This window comes from Bradyrhizobium sp. AZCC 1693 (assembly GCF_036924745.1).
Classification (GTDB): Bacteria; Pseudomonadota; Alphaproteobacteria; order Rhizobiales; family Xanthobacteraceae; genus Bradyrhizobium.
Window position 1 is genome coordinate 861,681 of the sequence record NZ_JAZHSD010000001.1, and the last position, 22,846, is coordinate 884,526.

The following is a 22,846-nucleotide window of genomic DNA, read 5'->3' on the forward strand; positions in this document are numbered from 1 at the left end:
ATATTCACAATATCGTGCGGAACTTTCGGGTTCCATTTCGGAAGTCTTTCGGTTCCCGTGAGTTCCCTTTAATCGCGCTTGGGTTGCACCGCCAGGATCGGACCAGACATCAGTTGATGCAGGGAACAAAGCTGGAACGTTGATCGAGGCGATGCTATATGTGGATAACCGCCGGCTTGCCGAGGGATCGCTAAGTCGGCGGAGCCTGCGAGTGTATAGGGTCGTTCGAATGTCCGGAAACGGACGCGGAAGGCGGACAAGCGACGGGTCAAGAATTCAAGGCGGTCGGCATGAAGCGGGCTGACCGGTAATTTTTGCCAGTGATTTTTGCCGGCGATATCGAGTGGAGAGCGGCGATGGCGGGAAGCGTAAACAAGGTGATTCTGGTCGGCAACCTCGGCAAGGATCCTGAAATCCGGCGGACACAGGACGGGCGGCCGATTGCCAATCTGAGCATCGCGACGTCGGAGACGTGGCGCGACAAGGGCACCGGCGAGCGCAAGGAAAAGACCGAGTGGCACCGCGTCGTGATCTTCTCCGAACCGCTTTGCAAGATTGTCGAGCAGTATCTGAAGAAGGGCGCCAAGGTTTACATCGAGGGCGCGCTGCAGACGCGCAAATGGACCGACCAGAGCGGCGTCGAGAAATACTCGACCGAGGTCGTGCTGCAGGGCTTCAACTCGACCCTGACCATGCTCGATGGCCGCAGCGGCGGCGGTGGCGGTAGTTTCGGCTCCGACGATTCCGGCGATTTCGGCTCCAGCGGTCCCGCCAGCTCCGCGCCACGGCGGGCGGTCGCGGCCGGCGCCCGCAACAGCGACATGGACGACGATATCCCGTTCTAGCGCGAGCCGCTCGGCCGGCGCATTGGCTTGCAAGAAATTCGCTTGCGAGAACGGGCGTTTACGCCTGCTTACGACTATGTGCCGGCGCAAGAACCAGCCGCATTACGCTGAAACCGGCTCGTAGACGCGTTGCGATCCGAGCCCGCGGGCGGTTCGCCCGCGCACGATGTTATTAATATTTACATGAGGTATTTCACTTAAGCTGCTCCTCGAACGCCCACCGGATCTGGAGCGCCCACCATGAGCCTCGCGCCGCTGCTGGAGGCCCCCGGGACGATTCCGCTGCACGCCTTCGCCGCCATGGCGGCGTTTGCGCTCGGCATCGTGCAGTTCGCTGCGCCAAAGGGAACGTTGCCGCACCGGACCATCGGCTGGATCTGGGTGCTGCTGATGTTTGCGGTCGCGATCAGTTCGTTTTGGATCCATGAGATCCGCCTGGTCGGGCCGTTCAGCCCGATTCATCTGCTCGCGATCTTCACGCCGATCATGCTGGTGCTCGCGGTCCTGCATGCCCGCCGGCACAATGTCAGCGGGCACAAGAAAGCGATGATGTCGATCTTCTTCGGCGCGCTCGTCATTGCCGGCCTGTTCACCTTCCTGCCGGGCCGGATCATGCATGCGGTGGTTTTCGGCCAATAGGCCGATGCAGGAAACGCTGTTCCAGCGCCGTTTTGCGGGGCCCGAAAATGCCACCTCAAGCGAGCCCGCCGGGACGCCCCGGCGATCCCGTAAGTCCATGAAAAAACGAGCGGAAAAACCGCTTCTCCAGACAGCTTCGGGGTGGTTATTGGACCCCTGATGCGCTATATGATTCTCAGCTGAGAACTGACCGGATTTCCCTTTGTCTGACCCTGAAAATAACACGCCCGGCGAGCCGCCGGAGCCTTCCGATATTCGTCCCGTTTCCATCCTCGACGAGATGAAACGCTCCTACCTCGATTACGCCATGAGCGTGATCGTGGCACGGGCGCTGCCGGACGCGCGCGACGGGCTCAAGCCCGTGCATCGCCGCATTCTCTACGCGATGCACGAGAACGGCTTTGAGTGGAACAAGTCGTACAACAAGTCGGCGCGCACGGTCGGCGACGTCATCGGTAAATACCATCCCCACGGCGATCAGTCGGTCTATGACGCGCTGGTGCGTCTGGCGCAGGATTTCTCCATGCGCGTGCCGTTGATCGACGGGCAGGGCAATTTCGGCTCGGTGGACGGCGATACGGCGGCCGCGATGCGGTACACCGAATCCCGCCTGACCAAGATCGCGCAGACACTGCTCGACGACATCGACAAAGACACCGTCGATTTCCAGGCCAATTACGACAGCCGCGACCGTGAACCGACGGTGCTGCCGGCGAAATTCCCCAACCTTCTGGTCAACGGCGCCGGCGGTATTGCCGTCGGCATGGCGACCAACATCCCCCCGCACAATCTCGGCGAAGTCATCGACGCCTGCGTGGCGCTGATCGACAATCCCGCGCTGACGATCGACGATCTCATCAACATCGTGCCGGGGCCGGATTTTCCGACCGGCGGCATCATCCTGGGGCGGCAGGGCATCCGCTCGGCCTATCATCTCGGCCGCGGCTCGATCGTGATGCGCGGCAAGGTGACGATCGACACCATCCGCAAGGATCGCGAAGCGATCATCGTCACCGAAATTCCCTACCAGGTGAACAAGGCCACCATGGTCGAGCGCATCGCCGAACTGGTGCGCGAGAAGAAGATCGACGGCATCTCCGACCTGCGCGACGAATCCGACCGCGACGGATTCCGCGTCGTCGTCGAACTGAAGCGCGACGCGGTGCCCGACGTGGTTTTGAACCAGCTCTACCGGTTCACGCCGCTGCAGACGAATTTCCCGGCCAACATGGTGGCGCTCGACGGCGGCCGGCCGCAGGTGATGAACCTGAAGGACCTGCTGACGCTGTTCGTCGCGTTCCGCGAGCAGGTGGTCACGCGGCGCACCAAGTTCCTGCTCAACAAGGCCCGCGACCGCGCCCACATCCTGGTCGGCCTGGCGATCGCGGTCGCCAATATCGACGAGATCATTCGCGTCATCAGAACCTCGCCCGATCCGACCACCGCGCGCGACACCTTGATGTCGCGGGACTGGCCGGCGCGGGATGTGGAAGCGATGATTACGCTGATCGACGATCCCCGGCACCGGATGGCGCCCGACGGCACCGCGCGGCTGTCGCTGGAGCAGGCCAGGGCCATTCTCGACCTGCGCCTGCAGCGGCTGACGGCGCTCGGCCGCGAGGAGATTTCCGAAGAGCTCGACAAGCTCGCGGTCGAAATCGCCGACTATCTCGATATCCTGCGTTCGCGTGCCCGCGTGCAGGCGATCATCAAGGAAGAACTGGCGGCGGTGAAGGGCGAATTCGCCACCCCGCGTAAAACCTTGATCATCGAGCAGGAAGGCGAGGTCGAGGACGAGGACCTGATCCAGCGCGAGGACATGGTCGTCACGGTCTCGCACGCCGGCTACGTCAAGCGCGTGCCGCTCTCGACCTATCGCGCCCAGCGGCGCGGCGGCAAGGGACGGGCGGGCATGCAGACCCGCGACGAGGATTTTGTCAGCCGGCTGTTCGTGGCCTCGACCCATACGCCGGTGCTGTTCTTCTCCTCGAAGGGCCAAGTCTACAAGGAAAAGGTCTGGCGGCTGCCGGTGGCGGCTCCCAACGCGCGCGGCAAGGCGCTGATCAACATCCTGCCACTCGAGCAGGGCGAGCGCATTACCACCATCATGCCGCTGCCGGAGGATGAATCTTCCTGGGCCAATCTCGACGTGATGTTCGCCACGACCGGCGGCACCGTCCGCCGCAACAAGCTGTCCGACTTCGTCGACGTCCGCCGCTCCGGCATCATCGCCATGAAGCTCGGGGAGGGCGAGGCGATCGTCGACGTGCAGATCTGCACCGAGCACGACGACGTGCTGCTGACGGCGGCCGGCGGCCAGTGCATCCGCTTCCCCGTCACCGATGTGCGCGTCTTCACGGGCCGCACTTCGATGGGCGTGCGCGGCATTGCGCTGGCCAAGAACGACACGCTGATCTCGCTGGCGATCCTCAGGCATGTCGAGGCGACCTCGGACGAGCGGTCGGCTTACCTCAAGATGCGCCGCGCGGTGGCAGGTGAAGCCGCAGCCGAGGAAACCGCCGAGACGGAGACCGAGGAGGCGTCGGCCGCGATCCAGCTTTCTTCGGAGCGCTATGTCGAGATGTCGGCGCAGGAGCAAGTGGTGCTGACGGTGTCCGTCAACGGCTACGGCAAGCGGACGTCATCTTACGAGTACCGCACCACCGGCCGCGGCGGCAAAGGCATCGTCGCGATGTCTGTCAACAACCGCAACGGCAAGCTGGTGGCGTCGTTCCCCGTGGAGCACAGCGATCAGATCATGCTGGTCACCGACAAGGGGCAGCTGATCCGCTGCCCGGTCGAGGACATCCGCATCGCCGGCCGCTCGACGCAAGGCGTCATCGTGTTCGATACCGCCGAGGACGAGCATGTGGTGTCCGTCGAGCACATAGGCGACGACGGGGAGAACGGCGAGAACGGCAACGGCGGCTAGCGCCGCCGTGATCGGGAGGAGCGCGCGCTCGCGCACCCCTCGAGGCAATTCGCTGGTTGCCAGATTTTTGGGAAACGATGTCCTTGCATTTCATCCTTGTGGCAGGACCTCTGGTCCGAGCCTCAAGCTGGGAACCAACGGCGGAATGCCTGCGGGCGGCGGGATGTCATGTCCAGGTGCCTGACGTCTTGGCCCATCATCATTCGCCGCCTGCCTGGCGCGCATGGACCTCTCAGCTTCTGGATCACGTCACCGGTGGCGATGAACCAATTGTGGTGGGTCATAGTTCGGCAAGTGCGCTGGCTGCCGATCTCGCGACGAAGCTGCCCGTGCGCGGAATAATCATTGTGGACGGGGATGTGCCTCCATCGCGAGGCGCAGCCTTCCCGGTCAGGCCCGCCCTTCACGATTTCATCAAGGGCCTCGTCGAACCCGACGGCATGCTTCCGGTCTGGTCGAGATGGTTTGCGCGCGATAGGCAGCGTATGTCTCTTGTCGGTCTGGATATTTTGGTGCGCGACGCGGCGGCATTCGCCCGATTCGAAAGTGGACTTCCACGGATGCACATCGGTTGGTTCGACGACACGATCGAACTCGCCGATTGGGAGCATATCCCTGCCGGTTTCATCCAGACTTCAGCGATCTATGATCACGCAACCATAGAGGCGCAACGACGCGGCTGGCCAACGGCGAGCCTGCAAGGCACGCATTTGCATCCGACGCATCATCCGGCAGAGACGGCAAACGCGATTCTCGCCATGTCGCATCAACTTGTTCCCGGCGGGAAGCATTAGTCAGCTGGCCGTAGCCCGACGGGTCGCGCGAATGCGCGCCACGCGACGAGCGCAATTGCGCTCGCGTAGTGATGACAGGCTCCGCGCAACCCGGGATCAGCCTATCCGCTGGCGATACCGGTCCCGGATTTCGCTTCGCTGCGGGCTACGCGATCGGCGTAAAGCCGATCAGCCGAAATTGCGCGCTCGCAAGCTCGCGCGCGAATATCCGCGCGGTCTCTATTCAACGCCGTCGTTCCTTGTCTACTGGTCCTGGCGTTCTGCCGGCCCTATCTCTCATACCAACCGACGAGGATCGCTTCTGCGATCGCGTGCTTGCGCGCCTCTCTCTCGATATCACGGCAGGACGCACCGGCTTTTGCCGGAAGATGGTCCGTCGAGAGGGCGAGCAACCGGAAGTGATAATGATGAGGTCCATGGCCGTGAGGTGGGCACGGGCCGCCATAGCCCACTTTCCGGAAATCGTTGGCCGCCTGCTTCAAGTTTGTGTTCTGCGCGGCGCCGTCCGCAAGCTCCGTTAGCACTGGCGGAAGATCGTAAACCGCCCAATGATGCCATGTGCCGGCTGGCGCATCGGGATCGTCGCAGAGCAAGACAAAACTTCGCGTTTCGGCAGGCGCGCCGGACCATTGCAAAGGCGGCGACAGGTTTTCTCCATCGCAGGTGAAGCGTCGAGGAATTGCTGCCCCGTCGGCGAAGGCGTTTGAAACGAGCTTCATGGCTCTCTCCATCAGGCTGCAGGAGACATCGGCTTGGGCTTGGCGAGCTCCTCCAGATCCGGCTCGCCGCGGTGAGTGAACATCGATTGCCGCACCTGGTCGCACAGCCGAACGATCGGTTGAAAATCGATGCCTGCGGGCAGGACCGGATCGCCGATCTCAATTCTAATCGCGCTGCGGCGCAGAAACCATCGGTCACCCCACAATACTGTCCGCGTGGCCTTGATGGTGCCTGGCACGGCGCGATCAGATTGCGACGGTCTGGCTCGACCTTGCCCGGTGCAGAATCCAATAACTCTGACTAAATCCGGGAAGTTCATCGGACATTGACCAAAATCAGCCTGGTATACAAAAGGGCCTTGCGCGGTTAAGGCAGAGTGACGCCCGAGATGCGTGGAAAACCCGCTGCGGCAGAGTAGCCTGCGATGCGACCGATCTTCCATCCGACCCTCGTCAACGGTCGATACGGCGACCCGACGATCTATGTGGAGACGCTGTTCGAAAAGCACAGCCTGCTGTTCGATGTCGGAGAAATTGCTTCGCTGTCAGCGCGGAAGATACGACGTGTCGACCAAATTTTCGTCTCGCATGCGCATATCGACCATTTCGTTGGCTTCGACCATCTGCTCCGATTGCTCGTCGGGCGCGAGAAAACGGTGCGACTCTACGGTCCACCCGGCTTCGCGGAGCGCGTCTTTCACAAGCTTCAGGCCTATCGATGGAATCTGGTCGAAACCTATCCTTGCGATCTTGTTTTCGTTGTGAGCGAATTCGAAACGCCGAATTCCATGTCCACCACGCGGTTCCGCCTGAAGAAGGCGTTTACCGCGGAGCCATCAGTTTCACACAAAAACCTTGCCGGCGTACTCTGCGACGAGCCGACCCATCGCGTGTCGGCCGCGATCCTTGAACACGGCACGCCCTGCCTTGCCTTTGCCCTGCAGGAAGCGGCGCATGTGAACGTCTGGAAGAACCGATTGTCGGAGCGCGGACTTCCCGTTGGTCCGTGGTTGCGCTCCCTCAAGAAGGCCGTTGTCGAGCGTCGCGCGGACGATCATTTGGTCCATATCGACGGACCGGCGACATCGGGTGATCGTCTTGTACCACTTGGCAGCCTGCGTGATCTCTTGACGGTCGCTGCCGGTCAGAAAATTGCCTATGTTACCGATGTCGCCGACACGCCGGCCAATCGTGCCGCCATCGTGGCGCTCGTTGAGAATGCGGACATCCTGTTCATTGAGGCCGCATTTGCCAGGGCGGACGCCGGATTGGCGACGGACCGGGCCCATCTTACGACCACCGCTGCCGGAGAAATTGCGCGGGAGGCCAATGTGCGCCGCGTCGAGCCGTTTCACTTTTCTCCGCGCTATTCGGGTGAGCAGGAGCGGATGCTGGCCGAGGTGATGGCGGCATTCAGGGGATCTCACGCCTGACGCGGACTGCTGGAGCAGTATTTCATGCCCGAGGGAAGACATTTGCCGGCTGCGCACAGGAAGTCGGTGCGGCTCTTTCTATGCGGAGATGTCATGTGCGGTCGCGGCATCGACCAGGTATTGGCGCAGCCCTGCAGCCCCGAGATTTACGAACGCTACCTGCGATCCGCGGAGGATTACGTGCAACTCGCCGAGCAGGCGAACGGGCCCATCCCGCGGCGCAACGGGTCGTCCTACGTTTGGGGCGCCGCACTGGGCCAATTGGAGCGCATGCAGCCGGATGCGCGGATCATCAATCTCGAAACGGCTGTGACCCGCAGCCACGACCGCGTGAACAAGGGCATCAACTACCGCATGAGCCCCGAGAATGCAGAATGTCTCGCGGCGGCCAGGATCAACTGCTGCGTATTGGCCAACAACCATGTGCTCGATTGGGGCCGCGCCGGCTTGCTGGAGACGCTGACTGTTCTGCAGAAACTGAACGTCAAGGCGACGGGCGCAGGACGCAACGATCATGAAGCGCGCGCACCCGCGCTGCTGAACCTTGGCAAAGCGCGGCTTTTGATCTTTTCGTTCGGATCGACATCGAGCGGCATCCCGCTCGATTGGGCTGCGACGTCAGATGCTCCAGGCGTCAACTTGCTGCCTGACCTCTCCGAGGCGAGTGTGTCTGATATCGCCGACCAGGTCATGGCGATCAGGAGGCCGGGCGATCTCGTCGTCGTTTCAATCCATTGGGGATCCAATTGGGGATATCATATTCCCAATGAGCAGAAAATTCTGGCCCGGGCCCTCATCGACAAGGCAGGCGTGTCGATCGTTCACGGGCATTCTTCGCATCATCCGAGAGCGATCGAAATCTATCGAGACCGCCTCATTCTCTATGGCTGCGGTGATTTCCTGAACGACTATGAAGGTATCGGTGGTTACGAGCGCTACCGTGACGACCTTGCCTTGATGTATTTCGCCGACCTGGATCCGACCAGCGGAAGCCTCCATGCGCTCAAACTGGTTCCCCTGCAGATCAAGAACTTTCGTCTCTCCATTCCAACGTGGCGGGACATTGAATGGATCCAGCAGATACTCGATGGGGAATGTCAGCAGTTCGGAACAAGGGTCTCCTTTGATGCGGAACGGCAGCTTGTGGTGGCTTCAGCCAGGAGTTAAGCGCCAGCGGGTTGCTCGTCGCGGGGGGGTGATCCAAAGTCTGCGGTTGTCCGAAAGCCGACGATGGGGAGAATGGCGAAAGCGAGAACGGCGGCTAACGCCGCCGGCCTTCTGATTAGCCCGGTCAACGGGTCGCGCGAATGCGCGCCCCGCGACGAGCGCAATTGCGCTCGCGTAGTGATGACAGGCTCCGCGAAACCCGGGATCAGCCTATCCGTTGGCGATACCGTTCCCGGATTGCGCTGCGCTCCATCCGGGCCACGCGCGGGCATCAATCAATTGTCAGGCCAGCCTTCTGGATGAGCGGCACCCAGCGATTGATTTCCGACTGGACGTAGTCGCGGAAGCCAGTCGGGGTATTGGTCGCGTCCTCTGGCATTTCCAGGCCGAGCGGGGCAAGGCGGGCGCGCAAGGTCGCATCCTGGGTTGCCTTGCGGATCGAGGCGTTCAACCGCTCCACGATCGGCTGCGGCGTTCCTTTGGGCGCAAGGAATCCGAGCCAGACCGGGAAGTCGAGGCCATCGACGCCGAACTCGTTGGTGGAGGGCACCTCGGGCAGAGTGGAAATCCGCGCCGACCGAAACACAGCCAGCGGCCGCACGGTTTTCGCCTGGATTTGGGCCAGCGCCGTGAGCGACACTTCGACCATGTAGTCGATCTGGCCCGCGATGAGATCGTTCATCGCAGGGCCCGTTCCCCGATAGGAAACCAGATTGACCTTGGTGCCGAGCCGTACGTTGAGCATGGCCGCGCCCATGTGCGCCGACGAGCCGGGTCCGGCCGTGCCGGCGTTGAGCTTGGCCTCGTTGGCGCGGACATAATCCACGAATGCCTTGAAGTTATCAGGCGGAAGGTCACGCTTGACGATGAGCACCTGCGGAAGGTCGCCGAGCAATCCGAGATGTTCGTAATCCGTGATCGGGTTGTAGCGCAGGTTCTTGTAAAGCCCGACGCTCGACACGTGCGTGCCGGCCTGGCCGATCTGGATCGTGTGGCCGTCAGGTGTCGCGCGCGCGGCCCTGGTCGAGCCGATGGTGCCGCCGGCGCCGGCAACGTTTTCGATCACCAGCGTCTGTCCGAGATCACGCGAAAGGAATTCGGCATAGATGCGCGCGATGGCGTCGGTCGGCCCGCCGGCGGCGAATGGCACGATGACGGTGATCGGCTTGTCCGGGTAGTTCGTCTGGGCGCGCAGGATCGACGGCATGCAAAGCGCGCCAGCCAGACCAAAAGTAACTGCGCGGCGGTCAAGAGTTCGCGACGCCATAAATAGATCCTCCCAATGTTGATTATTTTGTTTATCGTTTGATTTGACGCGCGAGCACGCGGTCCACCATCGCCCCGGCCGTTCCGAGATAGTTCGATGGCTCGCACAGGGCAGCGAGTTGATCGCGGGGCAGGGCGGATGCGATCGCCGGCCGCCTGAGCAATGCATCGAGGAGTGGCTCACCACGCGTGAACGCGTCGCGGCAGGCGGCGTAGACCTCGTCATGCGCAAGCTGACGGCCAAGCGCGGGGGCGAGCCCCATCATGACTGCTTCGGCCACAATCAGTCCGCGGGTGGAATGCAGGTTTCGTTTCATCGCCGCCGGATCGACGATCAGGCCGGAGAGCATGAATTGCGCCTGCGCGAGCGAGCCGGCCGTCAGAAGACAGACCTGCGGCAACGCCATCCATTCGGCATGCCACGGGCCGGTGGCGCGCTCGAGATCCTGCACCATGGCGTCGAGCATCAGCGAAGCGGCGTCACGGGAGATTTTTGCGTTCGCCAGCAGAATTTCCGACGAGATCGGGTTGCGCTTCTGCGGCATGGTCGATGATGCGCCGCGATGCGAGGCGAAGGGTTCGAACACCTCGCCAATCTCGGTCGCCATCAGGATCATGACGTCGTAGCCGATCTTGCCGAGCGCGCCGCAGATCACCGCCAGCGTCTGGACCAGTTCGACCAGCCCGTCGCGTGCGACATGCCAGGTGATGTCGGGCTCAGTGAGACCGAGGGCGCGCGCGTAGGCGGCACGCACATCCAGTCCGCGTTCGCCGAGTGAAGCCAGCGTTCCCACCGCGCCGCCGAGTTGCGCCTGAAGCGCGCGCGGCTTGGCTTGTTCGAGCCGGTCGGCCGAGCGCTGCAGTGCCGAAAGCCAGATCGCAACCTTGTGCCCAAACGTGATCGGCAGGGCCTGCTGCAGATGGGTTCGCCCTGCCATCGGCGTATCGCGATGGAGGCGGGCGAGATCGGCAAGCGTGGCCATGACTTCGGCGAGCTGGGTTTCGATCAGCGCAGCCGCTTCGCGCAGTTGCAGCACGGTCGCCGTGTCCATGATGTCTTGGGTGGTCGCCCCCCAATGCACATAGCGGCCGGCTTCGCCGAGATGCTCTGAAAGCTGGCGCACCAGGCCGACGATGGGATAGCCGACGTTCTCGGTGTCGCGTTTCAACTGCGCGCTATCGAGTACGATGGTCGGGGCCTGGCGCGCGATCGCCTGCGCCGCCTCTTGCGGAATCACGCCCGTCTCGCCCTGCGCCACGGCAAGCGCCACCTCGGCCTGCACATAGGCCCTGAGCTGGGCTTCGTCGGAAAACACCGCCCGCATGGCCGGTGTCGAGAACACGTCGCGATAGAGGACGCTGTCGAAGAGGGTGCTGGCCACCGGCGTCGCTTCACTCCCTGTTAATATGTACGGCCATATGATTGATACGTACAAATTTGTCAAGTGCGGGTGCCGGTCCGTTGAAGTCGTGGTAGAGCTCGGTTCTGATTGATCAGAACCGAGCTCTAGATTGTTGTTTTGACGCGTTTTCTTGACGCGAACCGGTGTCCACTTCGCTCGAAAACGCTATAGGGAGCACTCCGACCGCGAGAACTGTTTCGACATGCCAATTTACGAGGATATCGCCCGCGATCTGCTGGAGGCGATCCACCGGGGGCAGTACCCCGTCGGCGGGCTGATACCGACCGAGTTGGAGCTTGCCGCGCGCTATGATGTCAGCCGGCAGACCGTGCGTGCGGCGATGCGTCGGCTCACCGAGCTTGGGGCGGTTTCGCGCCGCAAGGGATCCGGCACGCGGGTCGAGACGCGCGAACGTCCGCAAGAGAGTTTTCAGCAGACGCTCGGCTCATTGAGCGATCTCGTGGCGTTGGCTGCTGCGACGGATCGCGACATCAGAAACATCGACACCGTCGTGATGGACCGCAAAGCCGCACGGCGCTTTGGCTGTCAACCGGGCTCGCGCTGGCTGCGGATCGCCTATGTTCGAGCATCGACAAAGCCCAAGAGCCCGCCGCTGGCCTGGGTCGATTGCTATGTCGAGGAAAACTATGCGGATGCCGTGAGCGGCATCAGAAAAGATCGCCGCCTGGTCTGCGACATGATTGCGGACAGTTACGGCGTGATCGCCTCCGAAGTGCACCAAACCGTTGCGGCGACCGTGATTGCGAACGAGTTTGCCAAGGCGCTGGGGGCGGAAGCCGGATCGCCCGCGCTCGAAGTCATCCGCCGATATCTGGATTCGCACGGCCGCCTGTTCGAGATATCGGAAAGCATCCATCCCGCCGGCCGGTACGTCGTGACGTCGGTGCTCAAGCGCGTCGGCAATCCAGCGACCGCGGACGGCCGCGCGACGCGATCTTCCGGCAAGACAAGATCGCGCGCCTGAGGCGGGCGAGAAAGGCTTGGCCCAAGCCAAGGCGGCCAGAACGCAAATGGCGAGGAGGGGGGCATCCCTACTCGCCAATACTGCGGTTGCTTGGAGGTGGGGGTCGGAACGAAAATTGCCCTGTTACGGGGTGCGGTCGGCGGTCACCAGGCGAGCTTCCTTTACCAGCGACTTGGAGCCGGCGGCGCGAAGGCAGGACGCCTCGAAATTCGGCCAGGCCTGCTGCGAGCAATCCTTGCCGACGGTACGGATATCCAGCCGGTCGCCCTTGGCAAGCGCCTGCGGCACGCTGGCTTCGACCTGGGGGGCAAAGCCGGGCAATACGGTCAGCGCGGCGGCAATGAACGCAGCAGCAATGATTGCGGAAAAAGCCTTGATCATGACGGTCCCCTGTCATGGGGCCTTGGCGGCCCCGTCGTTTCGTTGGGTGGACTTGTAGCCAGCGCAGGTTTCCGGCCGTCTTCGCCAGTTGCGAAAATGGTTTCGTCCGGGCCGAGTTTTGTTTCGTCGGCCAGTGGCGGACGAAACATTGCCGGCTCGCCCAGGGAGACGCTTTGGTGCCGGGACTCGTTCAATGGCCGATCGGAAATAAAAAGCCGCCCCGGGAGGGAACTGCGCCCGGCTTGCCGGGCCGCCCGGGGCGGGGTAGAGGGGGACCTATGCCCCGTATCGCGCTCTATCCCGGCTCATTTGATCCCATCACCAACGGCCATCTGGACGTGCTCCGGCACGCCGTGACGCTATGCGACCGCCTGATTGTCGCCATCGGCGTCCATTCCGGCAAAAAGCCGCTGTTTTCGACCGAGGAGCGGCTCGACATGGTTCGGGCGGTGTGTGAGCCGATTGCGCAACAGGCAGGCTGCGCATTCGACTGCACCACCTACGACAACCTCACCGTCGCTGCGGCGCGGCAGGTCGGCGCTACGATCATGATTCGCGGACTGCGCGACGGAACCGATATGGACTACGAAATGCAGCTTGCCGGCATGAACGAGGCCATGGCGCCGGAGGTGCACACCGTGTTCGTCCCGGCGTCGCCGGCCGTCCGCCCGATCACCGCCACGCTAGTGCGCCAGATCGCCGGGATGGGCGGGGACTACTCCGCCTTCGTGCCGCCCCAGATTGCCGCGAGCCTGAAGGCCAAGTTCTCGCAATAGCGTTCTCGCAATAGCGCGCTCACCACATCCGTCTTCCCCGACCTCTCGATCCGGAGCTTTCATGATCCGAATTCTCGCCGTTCTCGCCGCGCTGTTTCTTGTGGCTCCCGCCATCGCCCAGCCGCTGCCCGCCAATCTCGACAAGGCGAATGCGATCGTGATCGACACCACCAAGGGCCGCATCGTGATCAAGCTGCGGAACGACCTTGCGCCCCAGCATGCCGAGCGTATCAAGCTGCTCGCGCGCGAAGGTTATTACAACAACGTGCCGTTCCATCGCGTGATCGAGGGATTCATGGCGCAGACCGGCGACGGCAAGAATTTCAACGGCACCGGCGGTTCGAAACATCCGAACCTGCCGGCCGAATTCTCCAACGTGCCGTTCAAGCGCGGCATCGTCGGCATGGCTCGTACGAGCGATCCTAATTCGGCCAATTCGCAATTTTTCATCATGTTCGCCGAAGGCGCGTCGCTGAACGGCAAGTACACCGTGATCGGTGAGGTGGTGTCGGGCATGGATGTGGTCGACAAGATCAAACGCGGCGAGCCCGTCGCCGATCCCGACAAGATGGTGAAGGTGCAGGTCGCATCAGACGTCAAGTGAGGCCATGATTTCGGCGCGCCGCAAGCCGTCTGTCTGGTTTGCCGCCGCTGTCGTGTGGCTTGCGTCCGCGGCGTACGCGCAGGCCCAGCCGCAGCAGCTCGACACAATCAAGGATGTCTTCGCCAAATTGTATTCGTGCTGGCAGCCGCCGCCTGCCTCGCGCGCCAACCCGATGGACATCACGGTTATTGTCAGTTTCAACCGCGCAGGCGCCATTCTCGGTCAACCCCGGATTACCTATGAATCCGCAAACGCCAGCGATAACGACCGGGTTGCGTATCGAATTGCCGTAATGGAAACATTGCAACGCTGTGCGCCGTTGCCATTTACCGAGGGACTGGGCGGTGCGGTTGCCGGCCGGCCTTTGGCGGTCACTTTCAGATCCCGTAAACGTCCACCCAAACCTGAAGAGAAAAGAGCATGGCTGATACAGAAAATACTTTGATCCTTGAAACCACCCAGGGCCCCGTCACGATCGAAATGCGCCCCGATTTGGCGCCGGGTCACGTCGCCCGGATCAAGGAACTGGTGCGCGAGGGATTTTACGACGGCATCGTGTTCCATCGCGTGATCGAGGGTTTCATGGCGCAGACCGGATGCCCGCACGGCACCGGCACCGGCGGTTCCGGCAAGAAGCTGAAGGCCGAATTCAACAAGGAACCGCATGTGCGCGGCACCACCTCGATGGCCCGCGCCGCGAGCCCGGATTCCGGCGACAGCCAGTTCTTCATCTGCTTCGACGACGCCTCCTTCCTCAACGGCCAGTACACGGTCTGGGGCAAGGTCACCTCCGGCATGGAGAACGTCGACAAGATCAAGCGCGGCGAGCCGGTGCAGAATCCGGACAAGATCGTGAAAGCGCGGATGGCCGTCGACGCGGCTTGATTTGACGCCGTCATTCCGGGGCACGCGAAGCGTGAACTACGATGCGCAATTGCGCATCGGAGAATCTCGAGATTCCGGGTTCGCATCTTCGATGCGCCCCGGAATGACCTGACTGCGCCACGCTGGAGCGCATCGCGCCATGCGCACCGATCTCTTCGACTTCGAACTCCCCGCCACGAGCATCGCGCTGCGGCCTGCAAGCCCACGCGATTCCGCGCGCATGCTGGTGGTACAGCCGGATGGCGTGTTGCATGACCGCAGCGTCGCCGAGCTGCCGCAATGGCTGCAGCCTGGCGACCAGCTCGTCGTCAACGACACCAAGGTGATTTCCGCCCGGCTCAAAGGCCGCCGGATCGGCCGCGAGACCGAGCCGAAGATCGACGCGACATTGATCAAGCGCCTTGATGGCTCGCGCTGGCAGGCGCTGGTCAAGCCTGCGAAGAAGCTCGCGCCCGGAGACATCGTTCGCTTCGGCAATGAAGGCAAGGTCTGCCTGCTCGGCCATCTCGACGCCGAGGTCGAGGCCAAGGGCGACGAGGGAGAGATCACGCTGTCGTTTTCGTTTCACGGGCCGGCGCTGGATCAGGCCATCGCCGATCTCGGCACGCCACCGCTGCCGCCCTACATCGCCTCGAAGCGCACGCCCGACGATCGCGACGCCGCCGACTACCAGACCATGTTCGCCGCCAACGAGGGGGCGGTCGCGGCGCCGACGGCGGGCCTGCATTTCACGCCTGAGCTGGAAGCCGCGCTGCGCGGCCGCGGCGTCGAACTGCACCGGCTGACCTTGCATGTTGGGGCAGGGACCTTCCTGCCGGTCAAGGTCGAGGAAACCTCCGAGCACAGGATGCATGCCGAGTGGGGGTCGATATCGGCCGATACCGCATCCGCGTTGAACGCCGCGCGCGCCAAAGGCGGGCGCATCATCGCGGTCGGCACCACGTCGCTGCGGCTACTGGAGAGCGCTGCGACCGAGGACGGCACCATTCAGCCGTTCGACGGCGAGACCTCGATCTTCATAACGCCGGGCTATCGCTTTCGCGCGGTCGATATTCTCATGACCAATTTCCACTTGCCGCGCTCGACGCTGTTCATGCTGGTGTCGGCCTTCTCCGGTCTCGACACGATGAAGCAGGCCTACGCGCATGCGATTGCGGCGGGGTACCGGTTCTATTCCTATGGCGATGCCTGCCTGCTGTTTCGTGGACAGCACTAGGGCGGGCCGGGGCTACACCCGCATCCTGAAAGAAAGCCCGCCAATGAGGGCGGGCAAAGTTTTCAGGGAGGAAGCGCTCTGACAAAGAAGCGCCACGGTTGTGTCTCTGCGATTCGCCCGATGTCGCCAAGATCGTAGTACTACCGGTCTCTCACTCATCTGCGCAGCGGGTGTCCGGCGGTCGCAGCTGCTTTCGCGCGAAAACGCATAGGTGCCGGCAAGTTTGCGCGCCGACGGCGAGGTTCCAACGGTTCCTGCCGTCGGATAGGGTGCGCGCCATCATCTGGAGAGCTTCATGAACATGTCGGGTATTTTTGCGCGCATCGTCGCGCTGATCGGCGCCGTCGCGCTGTTGTGGCGCCGTCTGCAGGGATCTGCGCCTGCACCGGCATGGGGCAACGCACCGGCTATACCGGAGGCGAAGCCGCAAGGCGCCATCCCGACGCTCAAGATGCCGACGGCCCAGGGCTGGAGCGACGGGCAAAAGCCAACCGCGGCACCCGGGCTCAAGGTCAACGCGTTTGCGAAGGATCTGGACCACCCGCGCTGGATCAACGTGCTGCCCAACGGAGACGTTCTCATCGCCGAGGCGACGCAAATCGCGGGACCGCCCAGGAGCGTGTTCCATTATGCGATGCAGGCGACGATGCGGCGTGCCGCGGCGCTCGGCGTCAGCGCTGACCGTATCACCCTGTTGCGCGATCGCGACGGCGACGGCGTTGCCGAACGACGCGGGGTTTTCATGGAAGGGCTGAGCCAGCCGTTCGGAATGGCGCTGGTCGGCGACACCTTCTATGTCGGCAACACCGACGGCGTAGTCGCCTTTCCATATGTGGCGGGCGCAGACCGCATCGCGGCCGAGGGGCGGAAACTCGTGGCGTTCAAGCCCAGCGGGCATTGGACGCGGAGCCTGCTGCCGAGCGCAGACGGCAAAAAGCTCTATGCCGGCGTCGGCTCGCTCAGCAACATCGCCGAGATGGGTATGGAAGTGGAGGAAGGCCGCGCCGCGATCTATGAGCTCGATCTGCCCGGCGGCACGAGCCGCATCTTCGCCAGTGGCCTGCGCAACGCCGTGGGACTGGCATGGGAGCCCAACACAAACGTGCTCTGGACGGTCGTCAACGAGCGCGACGGGCTCGGCGACGAGACGCCGCCGGACTACCTGACTTCAGTGCGCGACGGCGGTTTCTACGGCTGGCCCTATTGCTACTGGGGCCAGACGGTGGACGATCGCGTGCCGCAGGATCCGGCCATGGTGGCAAAGGCGATTCAGCCGGATTACGCGCTCGGCGGCCATACCGCCTCGCTCGGCCTGTGCTGGATGCCATCAGGCACGCTGCCGGGCTTTCCGGACGGCATGGTGATCGGCCAGCACGGCTCCTGGAATCGCAGCACGCTCAGCGGCTACGCCGTCGTCTTCGTGCCGTTCGAGAACGGGCGCCCGTCGGGTCCGCCGCGGGATATTCTGACCGGCTTTCTCGCGCCCGACGAGAAGGTCTCCTACGGGCGACCGGTCGGCGTCACGCTCGGCCCCGACAGTTCGCTGCTGGTGGCGGATGATGTCGGCAACGTCATCTGGCGCGTGACGGGCGATCAACAGGGCTGAGCCGGCTTGCGACGCTTATGTCAGCAGGCGTTGCAACTCCGCGAGGGTACGGGGATCGCCATACATGAGAGTGACCGGAACCTCCCGCCGTGGTATAATTCCCACCTTATTGAGATCGGGCTGCCCATGAACATCCGTTCTGCGAAGGTAGATGAACTCGTACAGCGGCTTGCTCGCCTCACCGGCGAGGATGTCGAAACGGCTTTGGAGCGCGCAATTGAGGAGCGGCTGTCCCGCGTTGCATCGCCAATTCCAACCGACCGAAGAGCTGCAATGGATTCGTTCTTCGAAAAGGCGTCTCGCCTGCGTGTTCTGGATCCCCGGCCGGCGGACGAGATCATGGGTTATGACCGCTTCGGGTTGCCGTCCTGATGGTTCTCGATACCTCCGCGATCATTGCTGCCATCGCGAATGAATCGGATGGATCGCGTTATCGTACGGCAATGTTCGGTGCCGACAGCTTGTTAATTTCGGCCGTAACCGTCCTCGAAACCAAGGTCGTTCTCTTTGCGCGTCTTGGGTCGGAGGCCGTCGATCTTTTCGACGAGCTACTGGAGAAGGCGGGAATTGTCGTCGTGTCATTTGATGGCGAAATGGCTAGAGCCGCTTTCGACGCGTTCCGACGTTCGGCAAGGGTCAGGGTCATCCGGCCCAATTGAACATTGTCGATTGTGCCGCCTATGCGCTGGCGAAGGCCCGCTTGCAGCCCCTCCTGTTCAAGGGCGGCGACTTCGCCCGAACTGATGTCTTGTCCGCCGCGATCTGACGGACCGACGGTGGGCCCGGCGCGAACGCGCCGAGCCCCTTTGCGGCTACGAGTCGCTGTGCGAGCCGACCTTCTCCTCACGCCATCGCCCGCTGTGGCAGCAATTCCGCGATCTGGATCGCGTTGAGCGCCGCGCCCTTGAGGAGCTGATCGGCCGACACGAACATCGAGATCGAGTGGCCGCTAGCATCGCTGAGATCCTTGCGGATACGGCCGACGAGGACGTCGTCCTGGCCTGACGCATCGATCGGCATCGGGAAGTAGTTCTTCGCTCGGTCGTCGACGATTCTGACGCCCGGTGCCTTCGACAGGATGGCGCGGACTTCATCCTCGGTGATCGGCCTTTCGCATTCGAACGTGATCGCCTCACTATGCGCGCGCAGTACCGGCACGCGGACGCAGGTGACGCCGATCGCGATCTTTTCGTCCTCGAAGATCTTCCGCGTCTCCTTGATGACCTTGGTCTCTTCGTCGTTGTAGCCGGTCTCGGGATCAACAGCCGTGTTGTGGCTGAACAGGTTGAAGGCGTAGGGGTGCTGAATCACCTTGGGTTCGAACGGCCGGCCGTCGAGATAGGCGCGGGTCGATTCCACCAGCTCTTGCATCACGGCGGCGCCACCGCCGCTCGCCGCTTGATAGGTCGAGAGGATGACGCGCTTGATGCGGTTGGCCTTGTGGATCGGCCACAGCGGCACCAGCGCCGTGATCGCCGAGCAGTTCGGGACGGCGATGATGCCCTTGTGCTCGCGGATGCGGCCCGCGTTGATCTCGGGGATCACCAGCGGCACGTTCGGGTCCATGCGGAAGGCCGAGGAATTGTCGATCACGACTGCACCGGCCTTGACGGCCGCGGGCGAGAATTTTCGCGAGGTGCCGCTACCTGCCGAGAACAGCGCGATGTCGACGCCTTCGAACGACCTTTCGGTGAGCTCCTCGATCACGATCCTCTCACCGCGGAAGTCGATGGTCTTTCCCGCCGACCGGGCGCTGGCCAGCGCCTTGAGCTTGCGGACGGGAAAGGCGCGCCTGTCCATGGTGGCGATGAATTCGGCGCCGACAGCGCCGGTTACGCCGGCAATGGCTACAACGGGTTCGTGGCTCACGGGTCTATCCTCTGTTTGAGCATCATGGCTTACGGGCAATAAAAAAGCCCCGGTCCTTTTCAGGCGGGGCTTCGGTTCAGATAATGCGATCGTTCGACTACGCGCGCACGGCTCCCGAGCCCCCGGAGGGTGCTTTGGTTTTCGCGGTCGCTTTGGTCGAAGTCGTCATGGCGCGGACTTATGCGGCAGCTTGGCGCCGCCGTCAACGGTTTTTAGCCTCATCCGGGCTTCAACAGACGGACCCCGTCATCGCCGACCTGCGGCGCCAGGAGGCTCGAGGATCACCTCCTTCAGGTCGCTGCCACTCATGACGACGATCGCGAAATTCAGCCGGCCGCGTTCGCGGATCAGGCCGCCGCTGATTGCCTTGCCGGCCGCCGCCTGCTCGGCCACGCGAATGGCATCCGCCAGGCGGTGCCGGATCGTTTTGAGTGCAACGAGGTTGCTGCGATCCTCGGCATCGAGCTCCTTCAGGGGCAGGGCGGCTTCGCCGCCGACGATCTTGCCAGTCGTGGCGTCGATGGCGTGTTGCCGGATGCGGTCGTGGTGAACGGTCTTTACCCGGTAGACCGGTGAACCCGACGCGCCGTCGAAGCTGACATCGGCAGTCATCGCACCGGCATGCAGGGACTCGGCAATCGCCATCGCCTGGCTGAGCGAGATCGCCGAGCCACGGAAGAGCTCAAGCTCGCGGTTGACCGCCTGCTGGTCGGACGCAGCGCTCTCCTCGGCCTCATTGCGGAGCGAGGCTGGCTCGCCGGTCGACGACGCGACAGCATAGAGGGGGGCAGGGAGGATGACCGCCACCAGGGCGGCTGCAAGCAATTGTCTCCAACATCTCGGGGCATGCATGCTTGCAGTCTCCATCCTTGAGCCTGTCTCTGCCGGCGAAGGGGGCCGGATCGTCTCGAAAGAAAGCGCGGCCGACCCTTTGGAGGCATACGGATCGGCCGCGGAACGTCGCAAACGTACCGTCGTTTGCGGCGATCGAAGCGGCGCGCGCCCCGCTGGGACTGGTGAAAAGCAGGACCGCACTTCGCTTGTAACAAAACCATACCGTATCGTTTTGTTTTGGTCAAGGATGCCTCCATGCCGTACCGCACGTGAAATTCCGTTCTCACGGAATTGTCAGCGGGAGGGGCGTCGCCGAATGGTTCCCTTGGGGATGGACTGAACGCGGCTCGGCGGCCCAAGCGCACCGGCCAGGAACAGCCTGATCGCCAAGCGCATGCGCTTTTCGGCGGACTTCATCTCCAGCGGCGTTCCGAACGTCGCCATGCGGTGCGTGTGACCGACGACCACGTCGAGAAAGACCTCAGCCGCGATGCCGGTATCCTCGACGTCCATGGCGCCTTGCGCGACCAATTTATCAAAGAAGCGCGCGGTGGTGGAAACGGCCTTCAACCAGCCTTCTTCCCTGCCAAGCTTGGCAATGTCGGGAAAGTTGATGGCCTGTGACGTCATCATGCGGCTGAACGCGACGGCATCGGGGCCGCAGGTGAACGTCAGCATCTCGCGCCCGACCTCTATCAGGCGCTGCTCGACCGAAATGTCCGAGGAACGCGTGATCTGCGCCTCCGCCGCTTCAGCAAGCGGAGCAAGCCAGCGCGCAATCTCGCGCCTCAGCACCTCGGCAAACAGCCCGCGCTTGTCGCCGTAGCGCGAATAGACGGTGGGCTTGCTGACCCGGGCTGCTTCCGCAACCGCATCAAGCGAGGTCGCATCGTAGCCCCGGTCCAGAAAAAGACGGGTGGCAACTTCGATCAGCCGCTGATCGCGCTCGATGGCGGCGCTTTTCGTCGGCCGGCCGCCGCGTGATTTCGGGACGTCTCGTCTGGCCGGTCTGGCCTTGGTCGCAGTCAATCCCATGCCCATTGATTCCTGCGCGGTCGTGATAACAGTCATTGCTCTATAACGCGCAGCAAGCGGGGCGTCATGGCGAATCTGGCCGAATTGGCCATATCGTCAACAGTCCAGGCAGGTCGTCGTTCCGCTCCTGCGTGGCTCACGGAAGCGTCGAGGTCCAGGCGTGGCCCGACGCAGCCTTCTCATAGCCATGCTGATAAAGGGCGCGCATATAGGCGGTGTCGAATCCCTCCGAGCGCGACGCTGGATAGTCGCGCTCGATATAGGACAGATGGAAGCCCCACCGATTGCGCTTGGCGAAATCGTAGGTCGAGAAGATCACCGAGCGCGTCTGGGATTGGGTGATCGACGACAGGCTGCGTGAGGCAACATCGAGCGTGCTGTTGGACACGAGCTCAAAAGTTCGTTCGAGCTTCTTGTTGACGAGGACGTAGATGTTCATCCGGCTGTTTCCGGGCAGACGTCCCTGGAAGAGCAGGGCATCCGGCAGCGTCAGGACCGGAGCGGTTACGCCACCGTCGACATGCATCTCCTCAAAGCGCCGGCCCTGGCCCTCGGCTTCGATCAGGATCGGCGGGAAGACCAGGGGAATGCTGGCGGAGGCCGCCATCACGTCGCGAAACAGGCGCAGCGCCTCGGGCGAACCGACCGCGGCGATTTTCCCCATGTCCCAAACGACCGTGCGTTGGGTGTCGAGATCGGTCGTCACCACCAGCAGTTTGCGGCCCTTGGCATTTTCGCGTGCAACGGCGGCCAGGATCTCCGGCCCGACATAGCGGGCCACCAACTCGCGCAGCCGCTTGTTGCCGAACAGGCCGGATCCGAACAGCACGCGGATGATGCTGGGATCATCGAGCAAGCTCTCCGCAATGCCGCTGGTGTAGACCTCCCTCAGCGTGTCGTCGTATTGGGAGCCTAGAAACGCAAAGGGCGCGATCAGGCCGCCGGTGCTTACGCCTGAGACGACCGAGAAGGTCGGGCGGGTGCCGGCCGCGGTCCAGCCGTTCAACACGCCCACGCCATAGGCGCCATCGGCGCCGCCGCCGGAAAGCGCGAGATAGGTCTTGGTTGAGGAGAGGTCGTCCTTCTCGAAACGGAATTTTGTGACGGGCTCGTCGGTGTAGCGACGCAGGCCGTCGATATCGAGCACGCGGGAGCCAGAGGCATCCGCAGCGCTGTAGGGCGTCCGCGGCAGGGACGTGCAGGCGGCGAGCGCGAGGCTGCACAGCAGGACGGCCGACCTGAGCAGGCGTGAGCCTGTCCTCCTGATCCGGCTGTCGGAGAGGATTGATCCGGTCTGGAAAGAGGGGAAGGGCATTTGCCGTCAGCTATCACACACACAGGTTAATAGAACTATACGGTATCGTTTTATTTAACAAGCGAAAAGCCGAAGGCTGGGGCGGCTCAATTGTGTCCGGCGCGGGGCGCTGGCCGCCCGGAGCGTGCACTAGGCGGTTGAT

At 62.9% G+C, this 22,846-nt stretch carries 24 protein-coding genes; 15 read left to right on the forward strand and 9 right to left on the reverse strand.

The genetic code is table 11. The features are described from left to right. The first annotated feature begins 356 nt into the window (after positions 1–356). The 4 genes from V1293_RS04285 to V1293_RS04300 all read left to right on the forward strand — a co-directional run bounded on the left by V1293_RS04285 (position 357) and on the right by V1293_RS04300 (position 5,210). On the forward strand, positions 357–845 hold the full coding sequence (locus tag V1293_RS04285; protein ID WP_334506979.1) for a single-stranded DNA-binding protein: 489 nt from the start codon (positions 357–359) through the stop codon (positions 843–845). A gap of 240 nt (positions 846–1,085) precedes the next feature. After that, positions 1,086–1,484: a DUF2306 domain-containing protein gene (locus V1293_RS04290; protein WP_334506980.1), complete on the forward strand. Its 399-nt coding sequence runs from the start codon at positions 1,086–1,088 to the stop codon at positions 1,482–1,484. 202 nt (positions 1,485–1,686) lie between these two features. Beyond that, positions 1,687–4,416: a DNA gyrase subunit A gene (gene gyrA / locus V1293_RS04295; protein WP_334506981.1), complete on the forward strand. Its 2,730-nt coding sequence runs from the start codon at positions 1,687–1,689 to the stop codon at positions 4,414–4,416. 77 nt (positions 4,417–4,493) lie between these two features. Further along, the gene (locus V1293_RS04300; protein WP_334506982.1) at positions 4,494–5,210 is read left to right on the forward strand and encodes an alpha/beta fold hydrolase; all 717 of its coding nucleotides are present in this window, start codon (positions 4,494–4,496) and stop codon (positions 5,208–5,210) included. Positions 5,211–5,479: 269 nt separating this feature from the next. Here the strand turns inward: V1293_RS04300 and V1293_RS04305 are convergent, their stop codons facing one another. After that, positions 5,480–5,929 (reverse strand): YbhB/YbcL family Raf kinase inhibitor-like protein, encoded by a 450-nt coding sequence (locus V1293_RS04305; protein ID WP_334506984.1) that lies wholly within the window; start codon positions 5,927–5,929, stop codon positions 5,480–5,482. Between the two features lie 11 nt (positions 5,930–5,940). After that, complete coding sequence (locus V1293_RS04310; RefSeq protein ID WP_334506986.1) at positions 5,941–6,249, reverse strand: hypothetical protein; 309 nt, start codon at positions 6,247–6,249, stop codon at positions 5,941–5,943. A 105-nt stretch (positions 6,250–6,354) separates the two neighbouring features. Between V1293_RS04310 and V1293_RS04315 the strand changes: the two genes are divergently transcribed. Both V1293_RS04315 and V1293_RS04320 read left to right on the forward strand, forming a co-directional pair. Continuing rightward, a complete protein-coding gene (locus tag V1293_RS04315) occupies positions 6,355–7,362 on the forward strand; it encodes a ribonuclease Z (RefSeq protein WP_334506988.1) in 1,008 nt (335 codons plus the stop codon). A gap of 24 nt (positions 7,363–7,386) precedes the next feature. Beyond that, a complete protein-coding gene (locus V1293_RS04320) occupies positions 7,387–8,529 on the forward strand; it encodes a CapA family protein (protein ID WP_334506990.1) in 1,143 nt (380 codons plus the stop codon). A 271-nt stretch (positions 8,530–8,800) separates the two neighbouring features. On the opposite strand, the gene V1293_RS04325 is transcribed toward V1293_RS04320, so the two are convergent. Beyond that, the gene (locus tag V1293_RS04325) at positions 8,801–9,796 is read right to left on the reverse strand and encodes a Bug family tripartite tricarboxylate transporter substrate binding protein (RefSeq protein ID WP_334506992.1); all 996 of its coding nucleotides are present in this window, start codon (positions 9,794–9,796) and stop codon (positions 8,801–8,803) included. 31 nt (positions 9,797–9,827) lie between these two features. Next, complete coding sequence (pcaB, locus tag V1293_RS04330) at positions 9,828–11,177, reverse strand: 3-carboxy-cis,cis-muconate cycloisomerase (RefSeq protein ID WP_334506994.1); 1,350 nt, start codon at positions 11,175–11,177, stop codon at positions 9,828–9,830. A gap of 223 nt (positions 11,178–11,400) precedes the next feature. Here pcaB and V1293_RS04335 point away from each other — a divergent pair, with 223 nt between their 5' ends. Continuing rightward, a complete protein-coding gene (locus tag V1293_RS04335; RefSeq protein ID WP_334506996.1) occupies positions 11,401–12,183 on the forward strand; it encodes a GntR family transcriptional regulator in 783 nt (260 codons plus the stop codon). A 123-nt stretch (positions 12,184–12,306) separates the two neighbouring features. On the opposite strand, the gene V1293_RS04340 is transcribed toward V1293_RS04335, so the two are convergent. After that, positions 12,307–12,564 carry a hypothetical protein gene (locus V1293_RS04340; RefSeq protein WP_334506998.1) on the reverse strand — a complete coding sequence of 86 codons (258 nt, stop codon included), beginning with the start codon at positions 12,562–12,564 and terminating at the stop codon, positions 12,307–12,309. A gap of 278 nt (positions 12,565–12,842) precedes the next feature. Here V1293_RS04340 and coaD point away from each other — a divergent pair, with 278 nt between their 5' ends. The 8 genes from coaD to V1293_RS04380 all read left to right on the forward strand — a co-directional run bounded on the left by coaD (position 12,843) and on the right by V1293_RS04380 (position 18,310). Continuing rightward, positions 12,843–13,340 carry a pantetheine-phosphate adenylyltransferase gene (coaD, locus tag V1293_RS04345; RefSeq protein WP_334507000.1) on the forward strand — a complete coding sequence of 166 codons (498 nt, stop codon included), beginning with the start codon at positions 12,843–12,845 and terminating at the stop codon, positions 13,338–13,340. Positions 13,341–13,401: 61 nt separating this feature from the next. Then, a complete protein-coding gene (locus V1293_RS04350; RefSeq protein WP_334507002.1) occupies positions 13,402–13,944 on the forward strand; it encodes a peptidylprolyl isomerase in 543 nt (180 codons plus the stop codon). A gap of 4 nt (positions 13,945–13,948) precedes the next feature. Then, positions 13,949–14,389 (forward strand): hypothetical protein, encoded by a 441-nt coding sequence (locus V1293_RS04355; protein WP_442894207.1) that lies wholly within the window; start codon positions 13,949–13,951, stop codon positions 14,387–14,389. Next, positions 14,365–14,829 carry a peptidylprolyl isomerase gene (locus V1293_RS04360; RefSeq protein ID WP_334507004.1) on the forward strand — a complete coding sequence of 155 codons (465 nt, stop codon included), beginning with the start codon at positions 14,365–14,367 and terminating at the stop codon, positions 14,827–14,829. The genes V1293_RS04355 and V1293_RS04360 overlap by 25 nt, the downstream gene beginning before the upstream one ends. Before the next feature lie 139 nt (positions 14,830–14,968). Continuing rightward, complete coding sequence (gene queA / locus V1293_RS04365) at positions 14,969–16,045, forward strand: tRNA preQ1(34) S-adenosylmethionine ribosyltransferase-isomerase QueA (RefSeq protein WP_334507006.1); 1,077 nt, start codon at positions 14,969–14,971, stop codon at positions 16,043–16,045. A 295-nt stretch (positions 16,046–16,340) separates the two neighbouring features. Then, on the forward strand, positions 16,341–17,651 hold the full coding sequence (locus V1293_RS04370) for a PQQ-dependent sugar dehydrogenase (protein WP_334507008.1): 1,311 nt from the start codon (positions 16,341–16,343) through the stop codon (positions 17,649–17,651). Between the two features lie 126 nt (positions 17,652–17,777). Further along, complete coding sequence (locus V1293_RS04375; RefSeq protein ID WP_334507009.1) at positions 17,778–18,023, forward strand: type II toxin-antitoxin system VapB family antitoxin; 246 nt, start codon at positions 17,778–17,780, stop codon at positions 18,021–18,023. Further along, a complete protein-coding gene (locus V1293_RS04380) occupies positions 18,023–18,310 on the forward strand; it encodes a type II toxin-antitoxin system VapC family toxin (RefSeq protein ID WP_334507011.1) in 288 nt (95 codons plus the stop codon). Before V1293_RS04375 ends, V1293_RS04380 begins: the two co-directional genes overlap by 1 nt. Positions 18,311–18,494: 184 nt before the next feature. Here V1293_RS04380 and V1293_RS04385 read toward each other — a convergent pair whose 3' ends face one another. The 4 genes from V1293_RS04385 to V1293_RS04400 all read right to left on the reverse strand — a co-directional run bounded on the left by V1293_RS04385 (position 18,495) and on the right by V1293_RS04400 (position 22,704). Next, positions 18,495–19,520 carry an aspartate-semialdehyde dehydrogenase gene (locus tag V1293_RS04385; protein WP_334507013.1) on the reverse strand — a complete coding sequence of 342 codons (1,026 nt, stop codon included), beginning with the start codon at positions 19,518–19,520 and terminating at the stop codon, positions 18,495–18,497. 246 nt (positions 19,521–19,766) lie between these two features. Continuing rightward, positions 19,767–20,372, reverse strand: coding sequence for a PepSY domain-containing protein (locus tag V1293_RS04390; RefSeq protein WP_442894208.1), 606 nt, complete (start codon positions 20,370–20,372; stop codon positions 19,767–19,769). Positions 20,373–20,648: 276 nt separating this feature from the next. Further along, positions 20,649–21,389: a TetR/AcrR family transcriptional regulator gene (locus V1293_RS04395; RefSeq protein WP_334507017.1), complete on the reverse strand. Its 741-nt coding sequence runs from the start codon at positions 21,387–21,389 to the stop codon at positions 20,649–20,651. 136 nt (positions 21,390–21,525) lie between these two features. Continuing rightward, on the reverse strand, positions 21,526–22,704 hold the full coding sequence (locus tag V1293_RS04400) for a patatin-like phospholipase family protein (protein ID WP_334507019.1): 1,179 nt from the start codon (positions 22,702–22,704) through the stop codon (positions 21,526–21,528). Positions 22,705–22,846 lie beyond the last annotated feature (142 nt).

Bases quoted from the DNA above. Each gene is read 5' to 3' on its own strand.
- V1293_RS04285 (WP_334506979.1), top strand. From the start codon at position 357: ATGGCGGGAAGCGTAAACAAGGTGATTCTGGTCGGCAACCTCGGCAAG.
- V1293_RS04290 (WP_334506980.1), top strand. From the start codon at position 1,086: ATGAGCCTCGCGCCGCTGCTGGAGGCCCCCGGGACGATTCCGCTGCAC.
- V1293_RS04300 (WP_334506982.1), top strand. From the start codon at position 4,494: ATGTCCTTGCATTTCATCCTTGTGGCAGGACCTCTGGTCCGAGCCTCA.
- V1293_RS04305 (WP_334506984.1), bottom strand. From the start codon at position 5,929: ATGAAGCTCGTTTCAAACGCCTTCGCCGACGGGGCAGCAATTCCTCGA.
- V1293_RS04310 (WP_334506986.1), bottom strand. From the start codon at position 6,249: ATGAACTTCCCGGATTTAGTCAGAGTTATTGGATTCTGCACCGGGCAA.
- V1293_RS04315 (WP_334506988.1), top strand. From the start codon at position 6,355: ATGCGACCGATCTTCCATCCGACCCTCGTCAACGGTCGATACGGCGAC.
- V1293_RS04320 (WP_334506990.1), top strand. From the start codon at position 7,387: ATGCCCGAGGGAAGACATTTGCCGGCTGCGCACAGGAAGTCGGTGCGG.
- V1293_RS04325 (WP_334506992.1), bottom strand. From the start codon at position 9,796: ATGGCGTCGCGAACTCTTGACCGCCGCGCAGTTACTTTTGGTCTGGCT.
- V1293_RS04335 (WP_334506996.1), top strand. From the start codon at position 11,401: ATGCCAATTTACGAGGATATCGCCCGCGATCTGCTGGAGGCGATCCAC.
- V1293_RS04340 (WP_334506998.1), bottom strand. From the start codon at position 12,564: ATGATCAAGGCTTTTTCCGCAATCATTGCTGCTGCGTTCATTGCCGCC.
- coaD (WP_334507000.1), top strand. From the start codon at position 12,843: ATGCCCCGTATCGCGCTCTATCCCGGCTCATTTGATCCCATCACCAAC.
- V1293_RS04350 (WP_334507002.1), top strand. From the start codon at position 13,402: ATGATCCGAATTCTCGCCGTTCTCGCCGCGCTGTTTCTTGTGGCTCCC.
- V1293_RS04355 (WP_442894207.1), top strand. From the start codon at position 13,949: ATGATTTCGGCGCGCCGCAAGCCGTCTGTCTGGTTTGCCGCCGCTGTC.
- V1293_RS04360 (WP_334507004.1), top strand. From the start codon at position 14,365: ATGGCTGATACAGAAAATACTTTGATCCTTGAAACCACCCAGGGCCCC.
- queA (WP_334507006.1), top strand. From the start codon at position 14,969: ATGCGCACCGATCTCTTCGACTTCGAACTCCCCGCCACGAGCATCGCG.
- V1293_RS04370 (WP_334507008.1), top strand. From the start codon at position 16,341: ATGAACATGTCGGGTATTTTTGCGCGCATCGTCGCGCTGATCGGCGCC.
- V1293_RS04375 (WP_334507009.1), top strand. From the start codon at position 17,778: ATGAACATCCGTTCTGCGAAGGTAGATGAACTCGTACAGCGGCTTGCT.
- V1293_RS04380 (WP_334507011.1), top strand. From the start codon at position 18,023: ATGGTTCTCGATACCTCCGCGATCATTGCTGCCATCGCGAATGAATCG.
- V1293_RS04390 (WP_442894208.1), bottom strand. From the start codon at position 20,372: ATGCATGCCCCGAGATGTTGGAGACAATTGCTTGCAGCCGCCCTGGTG.
- V1293_RS04395 (WP_334507017.1), bottom strand. From the start codon at position 21,389: ATGGGATTGACTGCGACCAAGGCCAGACCGGCCAGACGAGACGTCCCG.
- V1293_RS04400 (WP_334507019.1), bottom strand. From the start codon at position 22,704: ATGCCCTTCCCCTCTTTCCAGACCGGATCAATCCTCTCCGACAGCCGG.